Below are 20,915 nucleotides of genomic sequence, written 5' to 3'. Positions count from 1 at the left end.
GGGCAATGGACGATGCGAGCGGCGAGCGGGGCTGGGGCCTGCCTCTTGCGGCGCACTGCCGGTGCGGTCAGGTGGCGATGACGGTCAGCGCGCCGCCGATCCTGACCACGGCATGCCACTGTCGCGGCTGTCAGCGGATGACGGGCGGCGCCTATTCGCTCAGCGTCGCGATCCCTGTGAACGGTTTTCAGGTGAGCGGGGCCGAGCCGGTGCGCGGCGGCCTCAAGGAGGGGCCGCTCAGGCACATGTTCTGCCCGCACTGCCTGTCCTGGATCTACACCGACCTGACGGAAATGGGCTTCATGAACATGCGGGCGCCGATGCTCGACGATCCCTCATGGGTGCTGCCGTTCGTGGAGACCCAGACCGCGGAGCGCCTGCCGGGCGTTCAGACCGGGGCGACAATCTCGTTCGAGCGCTTTCCGGACATGGACATCTGGCCGGCCATCGCCAAGCGGTTTGCCAGCGAGGGGCCGAGACCGGTCTCATGATCCCGCTACATCAGACTGTCCGGAACCGCGAGGAGGGCCTCAGATGCCGCTGATTTTCTTTCTTATCCTGATCATCCTGATCGCCACCGTGGGCTTCTGGAAGACCCTGGGCGCGATCATCGGCGCGGCCGCGATGGTCGTGCTTCTGATCTTTCTCGCCGCGCTCGCCATCGTGATCGGCGGCCTGATGATGATGCGACGGTAGAGCAGGTTCAGGAAAAGTGGGTCCCACTTTTCCGCCCGGAACCTGCGGCTGGAAATAAGGAAATCCCAAGAAAAGTGGGAACCGGTTTTCCGTCCCGTGCGCAGGTTGGTGACTGGCGCCCCGGTGTGAAACAGCTTCCGCCTACCGGCCTCCATCCCACCAGCGGACGACCGTCCGCCGGCCGGAGGCCGCCCTCCCGGAGCCGGTGCGCGCAAGCGCACTCGGCGTGAGGGATCAGGCACGAGAGCACTTCCCCTGCGTCGATCGGACAGATCGGGTTCGCTCTGGCCTTCCCGCGCGGAAAGGCTAGATAGTCGGCTGCACTCTCTTCGCAAAGGCGGACGACCATGGCGACTGACGGGCGATCGGACAGCGAGCGCAACAGGTTTTCCGGGCGGGCGGCGCGCTATGCCCGGGTCGGGACCGGCATGTCGGGCGTCGCCGCCAAGATGATCGGCGCGCGCTTCTTCGGCATGGATCTGGAGCGCGGCGAGCACGCCGGCGAACTGGCCGCCGCGCTGGGCAACCTCAAGGGCCCGCTGATGAAGGTGGCCCAGCTCCTGTCCACGATCCCCGATGCGCTGCCGCCGGAATATGCGGCGGAGCTGTCCACCCTGCAGTCGGACGCGCCGCCGATGGGCTGGGCCTTCGTGAAGCGCCGGATGGCGGCGGAACTCGGCGCCGACTGGAAATCGAAGTTCGCCTCCTTCGAGCACGAGCCGGCGGCGGCCGCCTCCCTCGGCCAGGTGCATCGGGCCGTCTCCCACGAGGGCACGCGGCTTGCCTGCAAGCTGCAGTATCCGGATATGGATTCCGCCGTCGAGGCGGACCTGAAGCAGCTGTCGTGGATCTTCTCCATCCACCGCCGTATGCGCCCCGCCCTCGACACCAGCCAGATCGCCGAGGAGATCGGCGAGCGCCTGCGCGAAGAGCTGGACTACAAGCGCGAGGCCCGCTCGGCGCGGCTCTACAAGTCGGTCCTGTCCGAGGAGCCCGGCATCAACGTGCCCGACGTGCATGACGAACTCTCGACCCGACGCCTCCTGACGCTGACCTGGCTCGATGGGCGCCGGCTTCTGGAGTTCCGGGACCATTCGCTCGAAGACCGCAACCGGCTGGCCGAGACGCTGTTTCGCGCCTGGTGGCGGCCGTTCGCCCGGGTTGGCGTGATCCACGGCGATCCGCATCTCGGCAACTATTCGGTCTACGAGGAAGAGGGCAGGCCGGCCGGCATCAACCTGCTCGACTATGGCTGCATCCGGATCTTCCCGCCGGCCTTCATCTCCGGCGTGCTGGAGCTCTATCACGGGCTCGCCAACGACGACCGCGACCGGATCGTGGCGGCCTACGAGCGCTGGGGCTTCAAGGGCCTGTCCAACGACCTGATCGACGTCCTCAACATCTGGGCGCGCTTCATTTACGGCCCGCTTCTGGACGACCGGGTGCGCACCATCGCCGACGGCACCAAGCCCGGCGATTACGGCCGCCGCGAGGCGTTCTCGGTGCATCAGGCGCTGAAGGAAAAGGGGCCGGTGACGGTGCCGCGCGAGTTCGTGTTCATGGACCGCGCCGCGATCGGGCTGGGCGCGGTGTTCCTGCACCTCGATGCCGAGCTGAACTTCTACGAACTCTTTCAGTCGGCGATCGCCGGCGTCGACGAAGACGGCATCGCCGCCCGCCAGAAGGCGGCACTGGCGGAAGCCGGACTGCCGGAACCGGAGTGGCACCGGGCGGCGTGAGCGATCGCGCCTTGCATCGCGGCCCGATCCGGGGTTGGAATGGGTCGATGTTTCCGTTCCGTTCTGGGCAAGGCTCGTGACCGCCCGCACCGATGCGCCCGTTTCCGCTGATGAGGCGATCCTGCCCGAGCCGTTCGCCGGCTGGTTCCTGTCGCGCGGCTGGACGCCCCGGCCGCATCAGCTGGAGCTGCTCGCCCGGGCGCGCGAGGGCCGATCCGCCCTCCTGATCGCGCCTACCGGGGCCGGCAAAACGCTGGCCGGCTTCCTGCCGAGCCTGGTGGCGCTTCATGCGGAGAAGCAGACGCGGCGCCGGCCGGTGGCGCGGGAAGGCCCGCATACGCTCTATATCTCGCCGCTCAAGGCGCTGGCCGTCGACATCGCCCGCAATCTGGAGGCGCCGGTCGCGGAAATGGGGCTGCCGGTCTCCGTGGAGACCCGGACCGGCGACACGCCCGCCAGCCGCCGCCAGCGCCAGAAACGGTCGCCGCCGGACATCCTGCTGACGACGCCGGAACAGGTCGCGCTGCTTCTGGCCGATCCGCGCGCCGACCGGCTGTTTTCCGAACTGACCACGGTGGTGCTCGACGAGCTGCACGCCCTCGTCACCTCCAAGCGCGGCGATCTCCTGGCGCTGGGGCTGGCCGGGCTCAGGCGGCATGCGCCGGATCTGAGGACGGTGGGCCTGTCGGCGACGGTGGCCGACCCGGAGGGCTTGCGCGCCTGGCTGGTGCCGCAGTCGGGCGAAACAAGGCGGATGGCCGACATCGTCGAGGTGCCGGGCGGCGCCAAGCCGGACATCCGCATCGTGGAGGCGGAGGAGCGCATTCCGTGGTCGGGGCATTCGGCGCGCTGGGCGCTGCCGGCGGTCTACGAGGCGATCCGCGCCCACAAGACGACGCTGGTGTTCGTCAACACCCGCAGCCAGGCGGAGATGCTGTTTCACGAGCTGTGGCGCATCAACGAGGACACGCTGCCGATCGCGCTGCATCACGGGTCGCTGGATCGCGGCCAGCGGCGCAAGGTCGAGGCGGCGATGGCCGACAACCGGCTGAAGGCGGTGGTGTGCACCTCGACGCTCGATCTCGGCATCGACTGGGGCGACGTCGATCTGGTCATTCACGTGGGCGCGCCGAAGGGCGCGAGCCGGCTCGCCCAACGCATCGGCCGCGCCAACCACCGCTTCGACGAGCCGTCCAAGGCGCTGCTGGTGCCGGCCAACCGGTTCGAGGTGATGGAATGCCGGGCGGCGCTGGACGCCAACTATCTGGGCGCCCAGGACACGCCGCCGATCCGCGACGGCGCCCTCGACGTGCTCGCCCAGCACGTGCTGGGGGCGGCCTGTTCGGCACCGTTCGATCCGGCGGCGCTCCACGCCGAGGTGACCACGGCCTATCCCTACCGGGCGCTCGACCGGGCGACGTTCGACCGGGTGGTCGATTTCGTGGCGACCGGCGGCTACGCGCTGCGCGCCTACGAGCGCTTCGCCAAGATCCGGAAGACGAAGGACGGCCGCTACCGGCTCTCCCATCCGAGCGTGGGCCAGCGCTACCGGCTGAACGTGGGCACCATCGTCGAGGCGCCGCTGGTCAAGATCCGGATGGTGTCGAAGGGCAAGGGCGGGCTCTTGCGCGGCCGCGGCCGGCTCCTCGGGGAGATCGAGGAATATTTCATCGAGACCATGGCGCCGGGCGACACCTTCATGTTCGCCGGCCAGGTGATCCGGTTCGAGGCGATGCGCGAGCAGGAGGTGCTGGTCACCAAGGCCCGCGACGACACGCCGAAGATCCCGGTCTATGCCGGCGGCAAGTTTCCGCTGTCCACCTATCTGGCGGAAGGCGTGCGCGGCCTGCTCGCCGACGAGGGGAGCTGGGATAGGCTGCCGGCCCAGGTCGGCGAGTGGCTCGCCATGCAGAAGCTGCGCTCGGTGCTGCCGACCCGCGAGGAACTGCTGGTCGAAACCTTTCCGCGCGCCGACCGGCACTACATGGTGGCCTATCCGTTCGAGGGGCGGCTCGCCCACCAGACGCTCGGCATGCTTCTGACCCGGCGGCTGGAGCGGCTCGGCGCCAAGCCGACCGGGTTCGTTGCCTCCGACTACGCGCTGGCGATCTGGGGGCTGGAGGACATGGGCGCGATGATCGCCCGCGGCCGGATGGCGGTGTCCGATTTGTTCGAGGAGGATCTCCTGGGCGACGACCTGGAGGCGTGGTTGGCGGAGAGCTATCTGCTCAAGCGCACGTTCCGGGCCTGCGCGGTGGTTTCCCAACTCATCGAGCAGCGCCACACCGGCACCGAGAAGTCCGGCCGGCAGGTGACCGTGTCGACCGATCTCGTCTACGACGTGCTGCGCGATCACGAGCCGGACCATATTCTGCTCAAGGCGACCTGGGCCGACGCCTCCACGGGGCTGCTGGACATCGGCCGCCTCGGCGAGATGCTCTCGCGCATCAACGGGCGAATCGTCCATAAACACCTGACCCGGGTCTCGCCGCTCGCCGTGCCGATTTTGCTCGATATCGGCAAGGAAGCCGTCGGCGGAGAGGCCGACGAATCCATCCTGGCGGACTCCGGCGAGGCATTGATCGAGGAAGCAATGGCATGACCGCGGCGGCGCCGCTCACCACCGTCCGGACCCATCGTCTCGTCGAGATCGGCGGGATGGCGGCCGTGCTCGATCCCTCGGGCGCGGCCTACTGGCCGGACCAGGACACGCTGGTGGTCGCCGACCTGCATCTGGAGAAGGCGAGTTCGTTCGCGCGCCGGCGGACCTTCCTGCCGCCCTATGACAGCGACATCACGCTGGCCCGGCTGGCGCGGGTGATCGCGGACTACGCTCCGGCCCGGGTGATCGCGCTCGGCGATTCCTTCCACGATCGCAGCGCCGGCGAACGGCTTCCGGCCTCCGCCCAGGAGGTGCTGGCCGGGCTGATCGAAGGGCGGGAGTGGGTCTGGGTGACCGGGAACCACGATCCGGCGCCGCCGACCGACTGGGGCGGGACGGTTACCCCGGAAATCGAGATCGGCGGGGTGGTCTTCCGCCACGAACCGGAAGCCGATCCGGCGACCAACGAGATCGCCGGCCACCTTCATCCGGTGGCCCGGGTGACCGGCCGCGGCCGCTCGGTGCGCTGCCGCTGCTTCGTGGGGTGCGGCCGGCGGGCGGTGATGCCGGCCTTCGGCGCGCTGACGGGCGGCCTCGACATCCGCTCCGCCCCGTTCGACCGGCTGTGGCCGTCCCGGCGCGAGGTCCGGACCTTCGCGATCGGCAGGGACCAGGTCTATGCGCTGGGACGCGCGCCGGCCTGAGGTGACGTTTTTAGCGTCCGTGCTCGGCGGCGTCGGTCAGCCGCTCGATGAAGGTGCGGGACCAGCTGGCGGCGGTGGTCTTGGTGATCCGGCCATAGAGCCGTTCCCAGCGCTCCTTGCGCTCGTCCTGAGGCATGCGGATGCCGGTCTGGAGCGCCTCGGCGATCGCGTCGATGGAATAGGGATTGACGATCAGCGCCTCGCGCAGTTCCTCCGCAGCACCTGCGAACCGCGACAGGACCAGCACGCCCGGATCTTCCGGATCCTGCGCGGCGACGTACTCCTTGGCCACCAGATTCATGCCGTCGCGCAGCGGGGTGACGAGGCCGATCAGGCTCGCCCGGTAGATGCCGGCCAGCGCGCGCCGGGGCAGCGATTGGGTGAGGAAGGAGATCGGCGTCCAGTCGATGTCGGAGAACTTGCCGTTGATGCGCCCGGTGAGGCCCTCCAGCGTCCGCTGGATGTCGGAATAGGCCCGCACTTCAGACCGCGACGGCGGCGCCACCTGCATGAACGACACCCGCCCGCGGTTCTCCGGATAGTCCTCGAACAGGCGCTCGACCGCGCGGAAGCGTTCCGGCAGTCCCTTGGAATAGTCGATCCGGTCGACGCCGATCATCTGGATCTGGCCGTTCAGCAGCGTCTTCAGGCGGCGGAAGTTGCGCTGACCCTCGCCTGAGACTGCATAGCCGGCAAAGGTTTCCGCGTCGATGCCGATCGGGAACGCGTCCAGATGCACCTTGCGGCCGAGCACGTGCATCGCCCCGTCGGAGGTCTCGTCGGCGCCCGCCTCCTCGACCAGATACCGCCGGAGCGCCGAGGCGTCCCGGGTGGACTGGAAGCCGATCAGGTCGTAGGCAAGCAGCGAACGCACCAGCCCGGCATGGTTCGGCAGCGCGGTGAGCACCTCGGGCACCGGGAAGGGGATGTGCAGGAAGAACCCGATCGGGTTCTCCACCCCCATGGCGCGAAGCTGCGCGCCCAGAAGCATGAAATGGTAGTCGTGCACCCAGATGATGTCGTCCGGCTCCAGCAGCGGCTTGAGCCGTGCCGCGAAGCGCTCGTTGACGCGCCGATAGCCCTCGTCGAACTTCCGGTCGAAATCGGTCAGGTCGAGCCGGTAGTGCATGGTCGGCCAGAGGCAGCGGTTTGCATAGCCGGCGTAGTACTCGTTGTAGTCGGTTTCCGACAGGTCGATCGTGGCGACGCGGACGTTCCCCGAACTCTGTTCGCGCAACGGCGAGAAGGTGCCTTCCTCGGAAATCTTCCCCGACCAGCCGAACCAGACTCCGCCGCGTTCTCTCAGAACATCGACCAGGGCGACGGCGAGTCCGCCGGCCCGCCCGGTGTCCTGCAGCGGTCCGACACGATTCGATACAACGACCAGGCGTCCCATTCTTCCCTCAGACCATCTTGTCCCAACGCCGGCTGAGCCGCATGGCGCCGTTGATTATGCCGACCATAGAATATGTCTGCGGAAAATTCCCCCAGAGTTCGCCGGTGGCCGGGTCGACGTCTTCCGACAACAGGCCGAGATGGTTCCGGCACGCCAGCATGGACTCGTAGATCTCCCGCGCTTCTTCGACGCGACCGATCCGGGCGAGCGCGTCTATGTACCAGAACGTACAAATATTGAAGGCGGTTTCAGGCCGGCCGAAATCGTCTGCGATCGCGTAGCGATAGAGGTGGTCGCCATGGCGAAGCGCTTCTCCGATCTTGTCCACCGTGGACACGAAGCGGGGGTCGGTGGGGGAGACCAGCCCGACCTCGGCGGCCAGAAGCAGGCCGGCGTCGAGATCGCTGCCCTCGAAACTCTCCGCGAAGGCGCCGAGTTCCTCGTTCCAGGAGCGCTCCAGGATCGTGTCGCGGACCTCGTCGGCCCGGGCCCGCCACTTCTTCGGATCCAGCCCCAGCTCGTTGGCGATCTTGGCGAGGCGGTCCAGGGCGGCCCAGCACATCAGGCTGGACGAGGTGTGCACGCGCGCCCGGGTCCTGAGTTCCCACATGCCGGCATCGGGCTTGTCGAACAGCTCGTAGGCGCGCTCGCCGATCTTTTCCAGGAGGCGGAAATCCTCGACACCGGAGGGACGCAGCAGGCGCCGGTCGAAAAAGGCCTGGGCCGCGCCGAGAACGATGTTGCCGTAGACGTCGTGCTGGAAGTGCTCGTAGGCCTGGTTGCCGGTCCGGACCGGACCCATGCCGCGATATCCGGGCAGATCCACGGTGCCTTCCACCAGCGCGCTCTCCAGCCCGATCCCGTAGACCGGCTGAACGTGGCCGCCCTCGGTCAGCGCGATGATGTTCTGGATGTAGCGGAGATAGTTCTCCATCGTCTCCAGATCGGAGAGGCCGTTGAGGGCGCGGACCACGAAGAACGCGTCGCGCAGCCAGCAGTAGCGATAATCCCAGGTGCGGCCCGAGTTCGGCGCCTCGGGAATGGAGGTGGTGATCGCCGCCACGATGGCGCCGGTCTCCTCGAAGGTGCACATCTTCAAGGTGATCGCCGCGCGGATCACCGCCTCCTGCCACTCCCGGGGCAGGCCGAGCCGGCGCGACCAGCCGCGCCAGTAGGCTTCGGTGTTCTCCACGAAGGTGTGGGCGATCTTGACGGGATGGTCTGTCAGGGTCTCGTCGGGGCCGAGGAAGAGGGCCAGTTCCCGGTCGAGCTGGAACCACGTCTCGTTGCGGATGTAGGTCACCGGCGCATTGGTCGTCATGCGCAGGGTCATGCCGTCGCCGACATAGCGGATGTGGTTGGAGCCGGAGGTGATTTCCGGGGCCTGTCTGGCCCATCCGAACACGGGCCGGATCCGGATGCGGATGCGCGGCCGCCCGTCGATGGGCTTGATCTGGCGGACGAACTGCATCGGCCGGAACATCCGTCCACGCCCCTCGAAGCGGGGGGCGTGATCCAGGATTTCGACCGACGACCCGTCCTCGGTGTAGATCCTGGTGGAGAGGATCGCGGTGTTGGTGATGTAGCTCTGCTCGGTGCGGACCTGTCCTTCGACTTCGATCGAGAACGCACCGTCGGCCGGATCGCCGGACCGGCTGCCGAGCAGCTGGTGGAACACCGGGTCGCCGTCGAAGCGCGGCAGGCACCACCACACAACCCGGGCCCAGCGGTCGATGAGGACCGAAATCGAACAGTTGCCTATCAGGCCGAGGTCCAGGGAACTCATGGAACGATCGATGTCTCCGATTTCGTGATCCGGTCGAGCCAGTCCAGTACGGCCTGATGGTTGGCCAGACGGTAGCGGGCATGGCTGGGCCCGTCGCCGACTTTCACGGTGACGCCGCCGAGGCGATCCACCAGATGGAAGCCGTCCTCGTCGGTGACGTCGTCGCCGAGAAAGACCGGGATGCGGTTGCGGAAATCCGGCAGCTCCATGAAGTCCGCGATCGCGACGCCCTTGTTGACGTCGCTCCGCTTGGCCTCGACCACCATCTTGCCTTCGATCAGGTGCAGCTCTTCCAGATCGCTGACGGCATCGCGAAGCGCGGCCTTCACGTCCGCTTCGGCGTGGGGTGCGAGGCGGTAGTGGACGGCCAGGCCGCTGCCCTTGTCTTCCAGGTTCACCCCGTCTCCGAGAATCGACATGGTCTGCAGCCGGTCGCGCAACCGGCGCACCTGCTCGGAACTGGGAAGCGAGAGGATCTCCGCGTCCTCGTGGGACCGCCGTTCGATGCCGTGCAGGCCGGCGACCGGCAGGACCAGGGGCTTCAGGAAACGGTCGATCTCATCGACCCGGCGACCGGTGACGACGGCGAGCGCGCCGTCGGTCCGCCCGCGCAAACGCCCCAGGAGGTCCACGAGATCCGGATCGACCTCGATCGCGTCCGGCGCGTCGGCAAAGCCGACCAGGGTGCCGTCGAAGTCCAGGAACACGGCCGGCGAGGGCGGAATCGGCGGTAAGCTCATGATGATCCCTTTTTAGTCGAGGCCGGAGCGGGGGTCGACCTCTTGGGCCCCGTGGCCAGGGGCTCAGGCGGGAAGCGTCTTTTCGGGGCTCTTGCAGATGTCGGCGATCAGGCAGGCCGTGCAGTCGGGCTTGCGCGCCTTGCAGACATAGCGCCCGTGCAGGATCAGCCAGTGATGGGCATGCTGCTTGAAGGCGGCCGGAATCACCTTTTCCAGGTGCGCCTCGACGGCGTCCGTCGTCTTGCCCGGAGCGAGCCCGATCCGGTTGGCGATCCGGAAGATGTGGGTGTCGACGGCGATGGTCGGGTCGCCGAAGGCGATGTTCAGCACCACGTTGGCGGTCTTGCGGCCGACGCCGGGAAGCGCCTGGAGCGCGTCGCGGTCGTGGGGCACCTCGCCGCCGTGCTCGGCGATCAGCGCCAGGGACAGCGCGATCACGTTCTTCGCCTTGTTCCGGTAGAGCCCGATGGTGCGGATGTGTTCGCGGACGCCCTCCTCGCCGAGGGCGACCATTTCCGCAGGCGTCGAGGCTGCCGCGAACAGGCCGCGCGTCGCCTTGTTCACGCCGACGTCGGTCGCCTGGGCGGACAGCACGACCGCGACCAGAAGCGTGAACGGGTTGACGTAGAGAAGCTCGCCCCGCGGCTCCGGGTCGCGGGCGGCGAAGCGGGAAAAGATCTCCTCGATTTCCGCCTTCGTGTAGGAGGTTCGCCGGGTCGAGAGCGCTTTGCGGCGGGTCGTGCCGGTGCCGGATGCCCCACGCGCCGAGTTTGCCGGCTTGGCGGCGGCCGTCGTGCGCCTGGAGGTCTTCGAATCTGCCATTTCGGTTCTATAATTGGGGGCGATGACCGAGAGCAACACAATCGAGCCGAACGATCCGGAGGCGCCGTTCTTTTCCGCGACGCTCACGCCGCACCGCTCGCTCGGCCGCCGCGGCTTCCTCACGATGATGCTGATCGCGCTCGCGGTGGCGTTCTGGTCCGGCATGCGGTTCTACGTGCTCGGCGCCTGGCCGATCGCGCTCTTCATGCTGGCCGACGTCGGGCTGCTCTATCTCGCCTTCAAGCTCAGCTATCGCTCGGGCCGTGCCTTCGAGGAGGTGCACGTCTCGCTCACCGAGGTCGTGGTGAAGCAGGTGGCGGCGAACGGCCGAATGCGCGAGCACCGGTTCAACCCCGCCTGGGCGCGGCTGACCGTCACCCGGCTCGCCGACGAGGGCGTAACCCGGCTGGACCTGTCCTCGCACGGGCGCAGCCTCGTCGTTGGCGCCTTCCTCAATCCCGACGACAGGGAGAGCTTCGCGTCGGCCTTCGGCAACGCGCTGGCGGATGCGCGCTCGGGGCGGGCCCGGCCCGCGTGACCTGCGACTGCTGGTGTCCGAAATCGGGTCGCCGCGACACCCGGACGAGGCCATCTTGAGCGGGAACCGAACAGAAGGACGTCCTGCCATGCTGGATATCGCATCCACCGGACCCGGCCATGCCCCGACCCCCACGCACCGCGCCGAAGCGCCGCGCGGGGACTACGAGATCGTCCGTGCCGCGCTCGCCCACATCACCGAGCGCTTCCAGGACCAGCCGAGCGTGCCGGAGATCGCTTCAGCCGTCGGTGTGACGCCGGTCCAGCTCACCCGCGTGTTCGACCGCTGGGCCGGACTGACCCCGAAGCAGTTCCTGCAGGCCGTCACCCTCGACCATACCCAGAAGCTGCTCAGGGAGCGGGCGAGCGTGCTGGATGCCACCTACGACGCCGGCCTGTCCGGTCCGGCCCGGCTGCACGATTTGTTCGTGACCCATGTGGCGATGCCGCCCGGCGCCTATCGCGACCGGGGCGCGGGGATCGAGATCCGCTGGGGCTGGCACGCCTGCCCGTTCGGCCGGGCTCTGGTGATGGTCACCGACTACGGCCTCGCCGGCCTCGCCTTTGCCGATCCGGGCGAGGAGGAGGCGGTCTTCGCCGACATGGCGGGCCGCTGGCCGAACGCCGATTACCGGGAGGATCCGGACGCGACGGCGCCCCACGCCCGGCGGATCTTCGATCCCTCGGCCTGGTCGAAGGAGCAGCCGGTCCGGGTGGTGCTCATCGGAACCGACTTCGAGGTGAAGGTCTGGGAGACGCTCCTGAACATCCGTCCCGGCCAGGCATCGACCTATTCGGACGTGGCCAGCCACATCGGCAAGCCGAAGGCGGCGCGCGCCGTCGGCGCGGCGGTCGGCCGCAACCCGATCTCCTTCGTGGTGCCGTGCCACCGGGTGCTCGGGCGCTCCGGCGGGCTGTGCGGTTATCACTGGGGGCTGACCCGCAAGCGCGCCATCCTCGGCTGGGAGGCCGGACAGTTCGGGTAAAGCAATCCGGGGTGAGCTGGAGACCGGTTTTCCGTCCGGGACATTCGGAAGACTGAGCGGCCGATGCGTGGCCGCGCCGCGCCTCACATGTAAAGCTTCTCGCCTTCCTTGTCGGCGTAGAGGCCGGCGACGTACTCGCCGTAGCCGTTATAGAGCTGGGTCGGGATCGTCTCGTCGGTTCCCAGCACCCGCTCTTCCGCCTGGCTCCAGCGGCGGTGGGGCACCTCCGGGTTCACGTTGGCCCAGAAGCCGTACTCGTTGGGGGCGATCTCCTCCCAGAAGGAGACCGGGCGCTCTTCGGTGAAGGTGAACCGCACCAGCGACTTGGCCGACTTGAACCCGTACTTCCACGGCAGCGCCAGACGCAGCGGCGCGCCGAACTGCTTCGGCGCCGGCTTGCCGTAGATGCCGGTGACCAGAAAAGCGAGCTCGTTGGTCGCCTCCGCCATGGTCACGCCCTCGATGTACGGCCAGGGGTACCAGCTCTGGTTCTGGCCGCTGGCGACTTCCGGGTTCTCGAACGTCTCCATGCGCACATATTTCGCGGACCCGAGCGGGCGGGCGTAGTCGACCAGCGCCTTCATCGGAAACCCGGACCACGGCACCGTCATCGACCAGGCCTCGACGCACCGGTGCCGGTAGAGCCGTTCCTCCAGCGGCATGGCCCGGATCAACTCGTCGATGCCGACGGTCTTCTCCTCTTCGACCAGGCCGTCGATGGTGACGGTCCACGGCCGCGTCGGCAGCGCCTGGGCGGCCTGCCAGATCTGCTTGTGGGAGCCGAACTCGTAGAAATTGTTGTAGCTGCCGGAGACGGTCTCCTCGGTCAGCGGCCGCTCGAGCGTGAAGGCGTCGTTGCGCGGGAACGGGTAGAGGTCCGCGGTCGGGTCGGACGAGGTGTCCAGCGTCTTGCCCAGATCCTCGCTGGAGCCGAACAGCGACCCGAAGAGGGCGTGGGCCGGCCGCGGCATGGCGACCGCCGCCGCCCCGATCCCGGCCGCACCCAGCAGCGCGCGTCGGGACAGGTAGACGCTTTCCGGCGTCGCAGCCCGTTCGTCGATCTCCCAGCCCCGGCGTTTCCTGATCCACATGGCCCTGACCTCAAACACATTGAGGTGCGCCCCAAGCCGCACCCGATCCTGCAATTATGTGTGGCGGCTGACGACAATCTCAAACAAATCACCCTTTCGTCATTATGGCGTGCGCGGGGCCGGGCGCGGAAGCCGGACGGGAGCGCGCCATCGATCCGGCCGGAAAGCCGCCCCTGAGACTTGCAAACCACCCCTTGTCCGGCCGAAAACTCGTTAGGCGGTTGACAACGGCTGCCCGATCCGCGCCGGGTTCGTCCGGCCCATCGGGCTACTGTTCGACAGGAACGGGCCGGGACGAGTGCGGTGGCGGAACGCCGCGCCAAGGCCGAGGTGTCATGTGAACTCTATGAAGCCAGAGGATAATCCCGGCCAGGTGGCGAATCAGGACGAGTACGTCGTGGAACTCGTCGGCGTTCCCGTGGAGGGGGCGCAGTCTCGCCACCGCGGTGAAGAGCAGAGCGCGAAAGCGGCGCCGGCCTCGGAGGGATCGATGCGCGTGCCGTCAGAGCCAGCCGGCCGTCCGTCGCCGGCCGGCGGTCCCGGCGAGGAAGTTCGTCGTTGGGTGGCGGTGGCGCTGCCCGCGGCCACGGGTGCGCTCGTCCTGACGGCCGCGGCCTGGGCATGGAACGTGCCGACGGTTGCCGTGGTTCTCGGCACCGCCGCGATCGCGATCGCCTCCTTCTCGGCGCGCCGGCGCGAAGAGCGTCCGACCATCCGCTCCGAACGCAGCGTCCGCCGATCGGCGCGCGCGGAACCCTCCCTCGCCAGCCGCGCGGCGATCGATGCGCTCCCGGATCCGTGTTTTCTCGTCGATCGCAAGGGGCTCGTCCGGTTCGCCAACAGGACGGCATCCGACCAGATGGGGCCCATCCGGATCGGGGATCCGCTGTCCTTCAAGCTGCGGGTGCCGGTCTTCCTTGAGGCGCTCGACCGCGCCCTCACCGAAGGCCGCAGCGACCACATCCACTGGTCGGAAAAGGTACCGACCGAGCGCTGGTTCGAGGCGTATGTTCTGCCGCTCGGTGCCCAGGGCGACGACGACGAGGAAACCGGGCTCAGCAACCATATCTGCGTTCTCGTCCGCGACCTGACCGAACAGCGGCGGCTGGAGCGGATGCGCGAGGATTTCGTGGCCAACGCCAGCCACGAGCTGCGTACGCCGCTGGCCTCGCTCACCGGCTTCATCGAGACGCTGCAGGGGCCGGCGCGCGACGACACGGCCGCGCGGGAGCGCTTCCTGGAGATCATGCACGATCAGGCCGAGCGGATGCGGCGGCTGATCGACGACCTCCTGTCGCTCTCCCACATCGAGATGCGCGCCCACGTTCGGCCCAAAGACGTGGTCGACATCGCCGAAATCGCACGCCACGCCGTCGATACGCTGAAGCCGGTCGCGGCGGACACCGGGCTCAAGCTGACGTTCGAGGCCGCCGAAGCGCCGTTGTGGGTGCGCGGCGAACGCGACGAGCTGGTCCAGGTGCTCGACAACCTGATCGAGAACGCCCTGAAATACGGGGCGGGCGGCGAACGCGTCACGGTTTTCGCCGAGCGCGAGGCACGGTCGGGCCCGGACATGGCGGTGGTGGCGGTGCGCGACTGGGGGCCGGGCATTCCCTCGGAGCATCTGCCCAGGCTCACCGAACGCTTCTACCGGGTGGATGCCGAAGTCAGCCGCGCCCACAAGGGCACGGGCCTCGGACTGGCGATCGTCAAGCACATCCTGACCCGCCACCGCGGCCGCCTGTCGATCCACAGCCAGCCGGGGCGCGGTGCGACCTTCACGATCCGGCTCGAGCTAGCGGAGCCGCCGCGGAATGCGGATGAGGCCGATTTTCATAATCTAATTAAATCAAGTAGTTAGACTGTCATAAAAGGATCATCGCTGTTCCCTAGAACGGTCGCGGCCGATGGCGGAACGCCGTCGGCGCACGGCGCAGTTCAGTTGCCTGTCACCTCACGCAGGGCGCCACCCACACACGTCCCAATCCAAGGGAGAGATTCACGTGAAAGCGAATTACGTCAGCGCGATTGCGCTTGCCGCTGCGGTTGGCTTTGGTGCGTCCGCGTCCGCCCAGGAGCGCGACACCATCCAGATCGCCGGCTCTTCGACTGTTCTGCCGTTCGCGAGCATCGTCGCCGAAGAGTTCGGAAACACGTTCCCCGAGTTCAACACCCCGGTCGTCGGTTCCGGCGGTTCGGGCGGTGGCCTGCGCCAGTTCTGCCAGGGCATCGACATGAACACGATCGACATCGCGAACGCTTCGCGCCCGATCAAGGCCGGTGAGATCGAGAGCTGCAACGCCAACGGCGTCCAGCAGATCGTCGAGGTCAAGATCGGCTACGACGGCATCGTGTTCGCCTCCAACGCCGACACCGGCAGCTTCGAGCTGACCCCGGCGCAGATCTATCAGGCGATCGCCGCGAAGGTTCCCCAGGACGGCGAGCTGGTCGACAACCCCTACTCCAAGTGGAGCGAAATCGACTCCTCGCTTCCGGACCAGGAGATCACCCTCGTGATCCCGGGCACCAACCACGGCACCCGTGAAGTGTTCGAGGAGAAGGTGGTTCTCGAGGGCTGCGAGACCTTCGACGTCATCAAGTCGATGGACGGCGATGCCGCCGAAGAAGCCTGCCTCGGGTTCCGTCAGGGCGGCCGCGTGATCGAGATCGCCGGCGACTACACCGAGACCCTGGCCCGCCTCGAGGCGCAGCCGGCCGCCGTCGGCGTGTTCGGCCTGTCGTTCTACGACCAGAACCGTGACCGTCTCCAGGTCGCCACCGTCAACGGCGTCACCCCGTCGCTCGAGACCGTCGCCTCCGGCGAGTACCCGGTGTCCCGTCCGCTCTTCTTCTACATCAAGGGCGAGCACGTCGGTAACGTCCCGGGCCTGGAAGAGTACGCTCAGTTCTTCCTGAACGAGCAGGTCTCCGGCATGGGCAGCCCGCTCGAGCAGGCCGGCCTGATCCCGCTCTCCGCCGAGGAGCGCGAGAACCAGCTCGCGAACGTCGAGAACAAGACGGTCGTCAAGAAGTAATCAGCGGCCGGCCGGTCGACCGGCTGACCGATCCGGGTGGTCGCGCCCCGCGCGGCCACCCTTTGCAACGCGCGGATCGAGGAGATCCGTCCGGGGCGACGCGGGGGCAGCGCTTCCCGGAAACTCTGGCGAGTTCCGGACCTCTACCGGACGCCGACCGCGTGTCGGGCAAGGGGAGGAAGCGTGCTCCGGCATCGATTGCCAGGGCCTGCGGGGTTGACGGGCCGGCCGGGGTCTGCTGCCTCGCGTCCGAAAACACGGCTGCGGGATTTTCCCGTCCAATGGCAGGGGCGCCATGAACACGTTGATTGTGATCGTCGTCGCGCTGGTCTTTCTCAGCTTCTTCTATCAGCTGGGATTGACGCGGTCGAAATCGATCCAGAGCGCCAGCGGGCGCCGACTGCACTCGCGTCCCGGTCACTACGGCATGATGGTGGTGCTGTGGTGTCTGATCCCGGCCGTGGTGGTCTATGTGGCCTGGATGATCGTCGAACCGATGATCGCCACCAGCATCGTCAATTCCTTCATTCCGCCGGACGTGGCCGCCGACAGCGGCGAGGTGATCCGCTCCACCCAGCGCATCGAGAGCCTCGTGTCCGGGTTCGGCGTCGCCGGCGAGGTGCAGCCCTATGAGCGCGCCGCCGCCGAACAGCTCTCCACGTTCAACACAATCGCCCGTCTCGCCCTCGTCGTGATGGTCGCCGCCGCCGGCGTGGCCGGCGCGCTGTTCGCCCGCAGCCGGATTTCGCCGACCATGCGGGCCCGCAACGAGGTCGAGGGCTTCATCAAGATCGTACTGATCGCCTGCTCGGTGATCGCGATCCTGACCACGGTCGGCATCGTGCTCTCGATGCTCGGCGAGGCGCTGCGCTTCTTCACCTACATCAACCCGATCGACTTCTTCTTCGGCACCACCTGGAACCCGCGCTTCTCCACGACGGGGAGCTCGAACCAGGGCGAGTTCGGCCTCCTGCCGCTGCTGTGGGGCACGATCATGATCACCGTGATCGCGATGCTCGTGGCGGTCCCGATCGGCCTGATGTCGGCGGTCTATCTGTCGGAATATGCCGGACCGAAGCTGCGCTTCTTCGCCAAGCCGATCCTGGAGGTGCTGGCCGGCATCCCGACCATCGTCTACGGCTTCTTCGCCCTGGTCGCGGTCGGCCCGTTCTTCTCCGGCATCGGCGAGATGATCGGCTTCGACATCCAGGCGACCAGCGCGGTCACCGCCGGCGTGGTCATGGGGATCATGATCATCCCGTTCGTCTCCTCGCTCTCGGACGACATCATCAGCCAGGTGCCGAAGGCGATGCACGACGGGTCGCTCGGGCTGGGCGCCACCAAGTCGGAGACGATCCGGAAGGTCATCCTGCCGGCGGCGCTGCCGGGGATCGTGGGCGCCTTCCTGCTCGCCGTGAGCCGGGCCATCGGCGAAACCATGATCGTGGTTCTGGCGGCCGGCAACAGTCCGGTCCTGACCGCCAACCCGTTCGACGCGGTCTCCACCGTGACGGTCACCATCGTCAACCAGCTGACGGGCGACGTCGATTTCGCCAGCCCGCAATCCCTCGTCGCGTTTGCCCTGGGCCTGACCCTCTTCGTGATCACGCTCGGACTGAACGTCGTCGCGCTTCACATCGTCCGCAAATATCGCGAGCAATACGAGTAGCCCATGGCCGTGAGCGACACCGCCTCCTCCAGCTCCCGCAAACCGATTGCCGAGGTCGTCGCGGGTACGCTCGGCCGCCGCAAGCGGGCCGAGGTCCGCTTCCGGGCGATCGGTCTGGGCGCGCTGATCCTGGGCATCGCGTTCGTCGGGATCCTGTTCGCCAGCATCCTGTCCAAGGGCCTCCCCGCCTTCTGGCAGGCGACCGTCAATCTCGAGGTCTATTTCGATCCCGAGATCATCGACGTGCCGGAAAAGCCGGTTCAGCAGGCGGACCAGTCGCCGGCGGAGTTCCTCCAGGAGCTGCAGGGCTGGCAGCGCAAGCTCGCCTTCGTGAACTGGAACCAGATCATCCAGGCCTCGCTGGCCGACGTGGTTCCCGCGGCTGCCGACAATGCCCGCGATGCGATCGGCATGGTCGCCTCCGGCGAGCGCATCCGGCTGCGCGACATGGTGATGAACGACCCCTCGCTAATCGGCCAGCGCCGCGAAGTGGCCCTGACCGCGGCCGCCAACGTGGACGTCTGGCTGAAGGGCAACATCGACCGGTCGCTGCCGCAGGCGTCGCAGCAGCTTTCGCAACTGCAGCAGCAGTGGTCGGACGAGCTCTACGACCGCGGCGTCATCACGATGGATTTCGCCTGGTTCATCTTCACCAACACCGACTCGCGCTCGTCTCCGGCCACGGCCGGTCTCGCCGGCGCATTCGTCGGCTCCTTCATGATGATGCTGATCGTGATGTTCCTCGCCGTGCCGGTGGGCGTCATGGCGGCGGTCTATCTGGAGGAGTTCGCCCCGAAGAACCGGTGGACCGACCTGGTCGAGGTGAACATCAACAATCTGGCCGCCGTGCCGTCGATCGTGTTCGGCCTGCTCGGCGCGTCGATCTTCATCAACTATCTGGGGCTGCCGCTGTCGGCGCCGCTGGTCGGCGGTCTGGTGCTGTCGCTGATGGCCCTGCCGACGGTGATCATCGCCGCCCGGGCGTCGCTGCGCGCGGTTCCGCCGTCGATCCGCCAGGCGGCCCTCGGCGTCGGCGCCTCGCCGATGCAGGCCATGTTCCACCACACGCTGCCGGTGGCGGTGCCGGGCATGCTGACCGGCGCGATCATCTCGATCGCCCAGGCGCTCGGCGAGACCGCACCGCTGCTTCTGATCGGCATGAACGCCTTCGTGGCCTCGGTTCCCTCGAGCCCGATGGATCAGTCGAGCGCGTTGCCGGTGCAGATCTATCTCTGGCAGGGTAACGAGCTCAGGAACTTCTTCGAGGCCCGCACTTCTGCCGCGATCATCGTGCTTCTGGCGCTGATGATCTGCCTGAACGCGCTGGCGATCTACCTTCGCCATCGGTTTGAGCGCCGCTGGTAGCGACGGTACATTGGACATCGAGCGGCCCCGCCGGTCAGGCGCCGGGCCCGATCGAAAAGGAGACTAGGCATGAGCGCAGCAGTGGCCGAGGCGGTCCCGGAGAGTTTCCGAACGGTGCGGACGCCCGACGAGCAGCCGCGCCCGGTGAAGATCGAAGCCAAGGACGTCAGCGTCTACTACGGCGACAAGCAGGCGCTGTTCGACGTGTCGATCGACGTGCCCGAGCGCGCGGTCACGGCGTTCATCGGCCCCTCGGGCTGCGGCAAGTCGACGTTCCTGCGCTGCTTCAACCGGATGAACGACACCATCCCGGGCTGCTATGTGGACGGCAACCTGATGATGGACAGCGAGGATCTGAACGATCACTCGCTCGACGTGGTGCTCCTGCGTGCCAAGGTCGGCATGGTGTTCCAGAAGCCCAACCCGTTCCCCAAGTCGATCTGGGAGAACATCGCCTACGGGCCGAAGATCCACGGCATCGCCAAATCCAAGTCCGATCTCGACGACATCGTGGAGTCCAGCCTGCAGAAGGCCGGCCTCTGGAACGAGGTGAAGGACCGCCTGCAGGAACCCGGGACCGGCCTTTCCGGAGGCCAGCAGCAGCGCCTGTGCATCGCGCGCGCCGTGGCCGTGAGCCCGGAAGTCATCCTGATGGACGAGCCGTGCTCGGCCCTCGACCCGATCGCGACCGCCAAGGTCGAGGAACTGATCGACGAGCTGCGCGAGAACTACACCATCGTGATCGTGACCCACTCGATGCAACAGGCGGCCCGCGTCTCGCAGCGCACGGCTTTCTTCCATCTCGGCATTCTCGTCGAGGAAGGGCCGACCAACGTGCTCTTCACGAGCCCGAAGGAACAGCGGACCCAGGACTACATCACCGGTCGGTTCGGCTAAGTCCGCCCGACACCAAAGTCAGGCGGACGGTGCGGCAGCAACCGTCGCCCAAGAGCGAACGATCCGGGCCCGTCTGGCACCAAAAGGCGGGCGGTATCGTCCCGCCGGAGTTCCAGGAAAGACCGAACGCGCATGACCCAGCATACGACCGGCGCCTATGACGAGGAACTGCGCGATCTGGTCAGCCGGATCGCGGAGATGGGCGGCCTGGCGGAAGGCCTCGTGTCCGAGGCCGTCACCGGGCTCGCCCGCATCGACATCGCCCGCGCCCAGAACGTCATCTTCAACGATCACCGTCTCGACGACATGCAGCGCCAGGTGGAGGAGCGCGCGATCAGCGTGATCGCCCGCCGCCAGCCCGTGGCGCGCGACCTGCGCGAGATCATCGCCGCGCTGCGCGTGTCCAGTGATCTGGAACGGGTCGGCGATCTGGCCAAGAACATCGCCAAGCGGGTGATCGCCATCGACGGCCAGTTCCACACCAAGCGACTGGCCTTCGGGGTGGAGCACATCTCCGAGATCACGCTGGAGCAGCTCAAGGCGGTGCTCGACGCCTACACCTCCCAGGACCTCGACGCCGCCCACGCCGTGCGCAGCCGCGACGACGAGATCGACGCGATGTACACGTCGCTGTTCCGGGAACTGCTCACCTACATGATGGAAGACCCGCGCAACATCACGTTCTGCACGCATCTGCTTTTCTGCGCGAAGAACATCGAGCGGATCGGAGACCACGCGACCAACATCGCCGAGACGATCCACTTCATGATCACCGGAGAGTACCTCCAGGAAGATCGGCCGAAACAAGATGAATCAAGCTACATCCCTGCCGGCTACAGCTCGGAGTGAG

General features: G+C 67.4%; 18 protein-coding genes. 13 read left to right on the top strand and 5 right to left on the bottom strand.

Translation table 11 applies throughout. The features are described 5' to 3' along the window. Window positions 1-5: 5 nt before the first annotated feature. The 5 genes from J2S73_RS16295 to pdeM all read left to right on the top strand — a co-directional run bounded on the left by J2S73_RS16295 (window position 6) and on the right by pdeM (window position 5,741). Window positions 6-491 carry a GFA family protein gene (locus J2S73_RS16295; protein WP_306886678.1) on the top strand — a complete coding sequence of 162 codons (486 nt, stop codon included), beginning with the start codon at window positions 6-8 and terminating at the stop codon, window positions 489-491. 43 nt (window positions 492-534) lie between these two features. Further along, window positions 535-696 (top strand): hypothetical protein, encoded by a 162-nt coding sequence (locus J2S73_RS16290; protein ID WP_306886677.1) that lies wholly within the window; start codon window positions 535-537, stop codon window positions 694-696. Window positions 697-1,043: 347 nt separating this feature from the next. After that, the gene (locus tag J2S73_RS16285; RefSeq protein ID WP_306886676.1) at window positions 1,044-2,435 is read left to right on the top strand and encodes an ABC1 kinase family protein; all 1,392 of its coding nucleotides are present in this window, start codon (window positions 1,044-1,046) and stop codon (window positions 2,433-2,435) included. A gap of 76 nt (window positions 2,436-2,511) precedes the next feature. Then, window positions 2,512-5,037, top strand: coding sequence for a ligase-associated DNA damage response DEXH box helicase (locus J2S73_RS16280; protein ID WP_306886675.1), 2,526 nt, complete (start codon window positions 2,512-2,514; stop codon window positions 5,035-5,037). Then, on the top strand, window positions 5,034-5,741 hold the full coding sequence (gene pdeM / locus J2S73_RS16275) for a ligase-associated DNA damage response endonuclease PdeM (RefSeq protein WP_306886674.1): 708 nt from the start codon (window positions 5,034-5,036) through the stop codon (window positions 5,739-5,741). Before J2S73_RS16280 ends, pdeM begins: the two co-directional genes overlap by 4 nt. 10 nt (window positions 5,742-5,751) lie before the next feature. Here the strand turns inward: pdeM and J2S73_RS16270 are convergent, their stop codons facing one another. From J2S73_RS16270 to nth, 4 genes are all read right to left on the bottom strand, one after another. Further along, complete coding sequence (locus J2S73_RS16270; protein WP_306886673.1) at window positions 5,752-7,137, bottom strand: alpha,alpha-trehalose-phosphate synthase (UDP-forming); 1,386 nt, start codon at window positions 7,135-7,137, stop codon at window positions 5,752-5,754. A gap of 7 nt (window positions 7,138-7,144) precedes the next feature. Then, window positions 7,145-8,923, bottom strand: coding sequence for a glycoside hydrolase family 15 protein (locus J2S73_RS16265; protein ID WP_306886672.1), 1,779 nt, complete (start codon window positions 8,921-8,923; stop codon window positions 7,145-7,147). Next, a complete protein-coding gene (gene otsB, locus J2S73_RS16260) occupies window positions 8,920-9,663 on the bottom strand; it encodes a trehalose-phosphatase (RefSeq protein ID WP_306886671.1) in 744 nt (247 codons plus the stop codon). The genes J2S73_RS16265 and otsB overlap by 4 nt, the downstream gene beginning before the upstream one ends. Window positions 9,664-9,726: 63 nt before the next feature. Further along, window positions 9,727-10,485: an endonuclease III gene (gene nth, locus J2S73_RS16255; protein ID WP_306886670.1), complete on the bottom strand. Its 759-nt coding sequence runs from the start codon at window positions 10,483-10,485 to the stop codon at window positions 9,727-9,729. 22 nt (window positions 10,486-10,507) lie between these two features. Here nth and J2S73_RS16250 point away from each other — a divergent pair, with 22 nt between their 5' ends. Both J2S73_RS16250 and J2S73_RS16245 read left to right on the top strand, forming a co-directional pair. After that, window positions 10,508-11,023 (top strand): DUF2244 domain-containing protein, encoded by a 516-nt coding sequence (locus J2S73_RS16250; RefSeq protein WP_306886669.1) that lies wholly within the window; start codon window positions 10,508-10,510, stop codon window positions 11,021-11,023. An 88-nt stretch (window positions 11,024-11,111) separates the two neighbouring features. Further along, on the top strand, window positions 11,112-12,008 hold the full coding sequence (locus J2S73_RS16245) for a bifunctional helix-turn-helix domain-containing protein/methylated-DNA--[protein]-cysteine S-methyltransferase (RefSeq protein WP_306886668.1): 897 nt from the start codon (window positions 11,112-11,114) through the stop codon (window positions 12,006-12,008). 83 nt (window positions 12,009-12,091) lie between these two features. Here J2S73_RS16245 and msrP read toward each other — a convergent pair whose 3' ends face one another. Then, complete coding sequence (gene msrP, locus J2S73_RS16240; RefSeq protein WP_306886667.1) at window positions 12,092-13,099, bottom strand: protein-methionine-sulfoxide reductase catalytic subunit MsrP; 1,008 nt, start codon at window positions 13,097-13,099, stop codon at window positions 12,092-12,094. Window positions 13,100-13,445: 346 nt separating this feature from the next. Here msrP and J2S73_RS16235 point away from each other — a divergent pair, with 346 nt between their 5' ends. From J2S73_RS16235 to phoU, 6 genes are all read left to right on the top strand, one after another. Beyond that, window positions 13,446-14,960 (top strand): ATP-binding protein, encoded by a 1,515-nt coding sequence (locus tag J2S73_RS16235; protein ID WP_306886666.1) that lies wholly within the window; start codon window positions 13,446-13,448, stop codon window positions 14,958-14,960. Between the two features lie 142 nt (window positions 14,961-15,102). Then, window positions 15,103-16,134 carry a substrate-binding domain-containing protein gene (locus J2S73_RS16230; protein ID WP_306886665.1) on the top strand — a complete coding sequence of 344 codons (1,032 nt, stop codon included), beginning with the start codon at window positions 15,103-15,105 and terminating at the stop codon, window positions 16,132-16,134. A gap of 295 nt (window positions 16,135-16,429) precedes the next feature. After that, window positions 16,430-17,803 carry a phosphate ABC transporter permease subunit PstC gene (gene pstC, locus J2S73_RS16225; protein ID WP_306886664.1) on the top strand — a complete coding sequence of 458 codons (1,374 nt, stop codon included), beginning with the start codon at window positions 16,430-16,432 and terminating at the stop codon, window positions 17,801-17,803. Window positions 17,804-17,806: 3 nt separating this feature from the next. After that, window positions 17,807-19,168: a phosphate ABC transporter permease PstA gene (pstA, locus tag J2S73_RS16220; protein ID WP_306886663.1), complete on the top strand. Its 1,362-nt coding sequence runs from the start codon at window positions 17,807-17,809 to the stop codon at window positions 19,166-19,168. A 69-nt stretch (window positions 19,169-19,237) separates the two neighbouring features. Beyond that, on the top strand, window positions 19,238-20,065 hold the full coding sequence (gene pstB / locus J2S73_RS16215) for a phosphate ABC transporter ATP-binding protein PstB (RefSeq protein WP_306886662.1): 828 nt from the start codon (window positions 19,238-19,240) through the stop codon (window positions 20,063-20,065). 132 nt (window positions 20,066-20,197) lie between these two features. Beyond that, window positions 20,198-20,914 (top strand): phosphate signaling complex protein PhoU, encoded by a 717-nt coding sequence (gene phoU / locus J2S73_RS16210; protein WP_306886661.1) that lies wholly within the window; start codon window positions 20,198-20,200, stop codon window positions 20,912-20,914. Window position 20,915 lies beyond the last annotated feature (1 nt).

Origin of the sequence: Amorphus orientalis (assembly GCF_030814015.1) — a bacterium.
Taxonomy (GTDB): domain Bacteria; phylum Pseudomonadota; class Alphaproteobacteria; order Rhizobiales; family Amorphaceae; genus Amorphus; species Amorphus orientalis.
This window is presented reverse-complemented; position numbering and strand designations above follow the sequence as displayed.